This is a genomic window from Actinocrinis sp. (assembly GCF_035605935.1).
GTDB lineage: Bacteria > Actinomycetota > Actinomycetes > Streptomycetales > Catenulisporaceae > Actinocrinis.
Genome location: NZ_DATNGK010000043.1, coordinates 1 through 3,974, shown reverse-complemented (window position 1 = coordinate 3,974; position 3,974 = coordinate 1). Strand labels below are relative to the sequence as shown.

General features: G+C 67.3%; 4 protein-coding genes. 3 read left to right on the top strand and 1 reads right to left on the bottom strand.

Going from position 1 to position 3,974, the window contains the following annotated elements:
* Positions 1–156: 156 nt before the first annotated feature.
* Positions 157–999, bottom strand: a complete 843-nt coding sequence (locus VN779_RS03175; protein ID WP_325719941.1) for a peptidylprolyl isomerase — start codon at positions 997–999, stop codon at positions 157–159.
* 217 nt (positions 1,000–1,216) lie between these two features.
* Between VN779_RS03175 and VN779_RS03170 the strand changes: the two genes are divergently transcribed.
* From VN779_RS03170 to VN779_RS03160, 3 genes are all read left to right on the top strand, one after another.
* Positions 1,217–1,969, top strand: a complete 753-nt coding sequence (locus VN779_RS03170; RefSeq protein WP_325719939.1) for an MBL fold metallo-hydrolase — start codon at positions 1,217–1,219, stop codon at positions 1,967–1,969.
* 21 nt (positions 1,970–1,990) lie between these two features.
* On the top strand, positions 1,991–3,253 hold the full coding sequence (hisS, locus tag VN779_RS03165; RefSeq protein WP_325719937.1) for a histidine--tRNA ligase: 1,263 nt from the start codon (positions 1,991–1,993) through the stop codon (positions 3,251–3,253).
* The coding region (locus tag VN779_RS03160; RefSeq protein WP_325719935.1) for an amino acid--tRNA ligase-related protein at positions 3,250–3,974 on the top strand (725 nt) is incomplete at its 3' end. The genes hisS and VN779_RS03160, both read left to right, overlap by 4 nt.

Below are 3,974 nucleotides of genomic sequence, written 5' to 3'. Positions count from 1 at the left end.
CCCTTGCGTCACGGTACTGCGGTAGACCGATGTTGTTCCATCTTCATCGCGGCGCCGTTTTTACAACAGGCGCAGGGCACTCTACAAGCAACGACGGTCCCCGGACAGTCGGAAAACGTCCAGGGACCGTCAGGCGGGCGGTGTCCGCGCCGTCGGCTATGAAATCGAGACCGACTGGATCGTCACCTTCTCCTTGGGCGGGGTGTTCTGTGTGTTCTGGTCGGTCGGACCGTTGCCCTGTGCCGCGATGGCCTGCACGATGTCGAGGCCCTTGGTGATCGTGCCGAACGGCGTGTAGGCCGGCGCGAGCGGGGAGTCCTTGTAGACCAGGAAGAACTGGCTGCCGTTGGTACCCGGCCCGGAGTTGGCCATCGCCACTGTCCCGGCCTTGTAGGTGACCTGGCCGTTGGCGCCTGCCGCCCCGAAGTAGTTCAGGTTCTCGTCCTGGAACTGGTAGCCGGGGCCCCCGGAGCCGGTGCCGGTCGGGTCGCCGCACTGCAGCACGAAGATGCCGGAGGTCACCAGCCGGTGGCAGTCGGTGTTGTTGAAGTAGTTCTTCCCGGCGAGGTACTGGAAGGAGAACGTCGTGTACGGCGCCTTGGTGGTCAGCGCGGTGAAGACGATGTCGCCGCGGTTGGTGTGGATCGTCGCGGTGTACGGCTTGGCGGCCTGGACCGCATTGAAGATCGGCACGCCGACGTCCTTCGACGCGGTGCCGCTCTTGGTGTAGCCGGTCTTCTCTGCCGTGCTCGACGGCGTGGCACTGGCCGCAGCCGAGGCTGAGGCCGAACTCTGTGCAACCGGCTTGGTCGGGGAGTTCGAAGAGGTCGCCAGGATCGCGGCCGTAGCGCCGCCGCCGACCACCACGATCGCGATGGCCGTGACGATCGCGATGCGCCTGTTGCGCCTCGCCGCCGCGTTCTGCTTGGCGATCTTCGCCTGCACCCGCTCGTAGCGCGCGCGCTCCAAAGCGCGCTGCCGGTCCTTGGTGCTCGCCACTCTCGTCTTCTCCCTGTCTCCGATACGCGCTGGACTACCGCGCGATGACCCGCGTCGATCGCTGCCCGCGTGAAGTGTACGGGCACGTCCTGAAGAAGCAACGGGTCCGGTTTACCGGTTCGCGATCGTAAGCGCGCCGCCGGTAGTCTTGGCTGACCACCAGGGCCGCCAGCGAGCCCGCCGAAAATCCGCCGAATCCGTCGAGAACAGGACGCACGTGCTCATCGCAGGGTTCCCCGCCGGTCCGATCGGCACGAACTGCTTTGTCGTGGCGCCCGGACCGAACGAGCGCTGCGTCGTCATCGACCCCGGCCAGGACGCGGTCAAGCAGTTGGACGACACGCTGCGGGAACACAACCTGAAGCCGGCGGCGGTGATACTCACGCACGGGCACTACGACCACGTCTGGTCGGTCGTCCCGGTCTGCGGCGCGCACGACATCCCGGCGTTCATCCACCCCGACGACCGGTTCATGCTCACCGACCCCGGCGCGGCGGTCGGTATGCCGACAGCTTCCGCGTTTTTCGCCGGCGCAACTTTCACCGAGCCCTCGGACGTGCGGGAGCTGAAAGACGGTGAGCGGCTCGGTTTCGCGGACCTGCTCGGCATCGAATTCGTCGTCAATCATGCCCCGGGCCATACCAAGGGGTCGGTGACGTTCACGGTCCCGCGAGACAGTGCCGATTCAGACAGTGCCGATTCGGAGCGCGATACCGACGGCTCCGATCGGGACGTCGACGTGCTGTTCAGCGGAGACCTGTTGTTCGCCGGCTCCATCGGACGCACCGACCTGCCCGGGGGCGATCCGCAGGCGATCTTCGAATCGCTCGCGCGGGTGGCGCTCCCGCTGCCGGACGACACGATCGTGTTGCCCGGCCACGGACCACAGACGACCATCGGCCGCGAGCGCGCGTCGAACCCGTTCCTGACCCGGCTCAGGGACCCGGGTACCGCGCGAACCGGCCTGTAGCGGATAGACGGGTAAGCAGCAGTGAGCACCTTTCAGGCCCCCAAGGGGACCTTCGACCTGATCCCGCCGCAGTCGGCGACGTTCCTCGCCGTGCGCGAGGCGATGGCCGCCGTCGCGCGGCGCGCTGGATACGGCTATATCGAGACGCCGGCGTTCGAGGACACGGCGCTGTTCAAGCGTGGCGTCGGCGAGTCCAGCGACATCGTGACGAAGGAGATGTACACCTTCACCACGCGCGGCGGGGTTTCGCTGACGCTGCGACCCGAGGGCACCGCCTCGGTGGTGCGCGCCGTGTTGCAGCACAACCTCGACAAGGGCGCGCTGCCGGTGAAGCTGTACTACTCCGGTTCGTATTTCCGGTATGAGCGGCCGCAGAAGGGCCGCTACCGGCACTTCTCGCAGGTCGGCGCGGAGGTGCTCGGCTCCGAGGATCCGCTGGTCGACGTTGAAATCATTACGTTAGCTGCTGAGGCCTTCAGCAACCTGGGGCTGCGTCAGGTCCGGCTGCTGCTCAACACGCTCGGCGATAAGGAATGCCGGCCGGTGTACCGCGCGGCGTTACAGGAGTTCCTGCGCGGCCTGGACCTCGACGAGGTGACGCGCGCCCGGATCGAGATCAACCCGCTGCGGGTGCTCGACGACAAGCGGCCTGAGGTGCGCGCGCAAGTCGCGGACGCGCCGGTGATCGCCGATTACCTGTGCGACGCGTGCAAGAAGTACCACGAAGAGGTCCAGACGCTGCTGTCGATCGGCGGCGTCGCCTTCGAGGACGACCCGAAGCTGGTGCGTGGCCTGGACTACTACACCCGCACCACCTTCGAGTTCGTGCACGACGGCCTCGGCGCGCAGTCCGCGATTGGCGGCGGCGGCCGGTATGACGGCCTGTCGGAAGAGCTCGGCGGGCCGCCGCTGCCCTCGGTCGGCTGGGCGCTGGGCGTGGACCGCACGGTCCTGGCGCTGGAGGCCGAGGGTGTGGAGCCGCCCGGCTCGGGGCGGGTCGTGGACGTGTTCGCGGTGCCGCTCGGCGAGGCGGCCAGGCACATGCTGTTCGGTCTCGTGCTCAAGCTGCGCGCAGAGGGCGTTAACGCCGACTTCGCGTTCGGCGGCAAGGGGCTAAAGGGCGCGATGAAGGCCGCGGACCGTTCCGGCGCGCGGTACGCGCTTGTGGCTGGCGAGCGGGATCTGTCGGCCGACGTGGTACAGCTCAAGGATTTGGAGAGCGGGGAACAGGTCCCCGTTCCGATCGACCAGCTCGTTTCGACGATTAAGGAGAAGTTGTCGTGATCCGCACGCGAGAGGCGGGGAGCCTGCGGGCCTCCGACGCCGGAAGCACCGTCACCCTGGCCGGGTGGGTGGCCCGGCGGCGTGATCACGGCGGCGTCACCTTCATCGACCTGCGCGATGGGTCGGGCGTCGTGCAGGTAGTGGTCAGAGAATCTGAGGCCGTGCACGAACTGCGCAACGAGTACTGCGTCACGGCTACCGGTCTCGTACGGGAGCGGCCAGAGGGCAACGCTAACCCGGACCTGCCGACTGGTGAGATCGAAGTCGTCGTCGACACGGTCGAGGTGCTCTCCACGGCCGCGCCGCTGCCGTTCCCGACCGACGAGCGCAAGAGCGCGAACATCAACGAGGAAGTGCGGCTCAAGTACCGCTACCTCGACCTGCGCCGCGACGACATGGCCTACAACCTGCGCACGCGGGCGAAGGCCACCAAGGTCATCCGCGACGTGATGGACGAGCTCGGCTTCCTCGACATCGAGACGCCGTACCTCACCCGCTCGACGCCTGAGGGCGCGCGCGACTTTCTCGTGCCGGTGCGTTTGCAGCCCGGGACGTGGTACGCACTGCCGCAGTCCCCTCAGCTGTTCAAGCAGTTGCTGATGGTGGCCGGGATGGAGCGGTACTACCAGATCGCGCGCTGTTTCCGGGACGAGGACTTCCGCGCGGACCGGCAGCCCGAGTTCACCCAGCTCGACATCGAGATGTCGTTCGCCGACCAGGA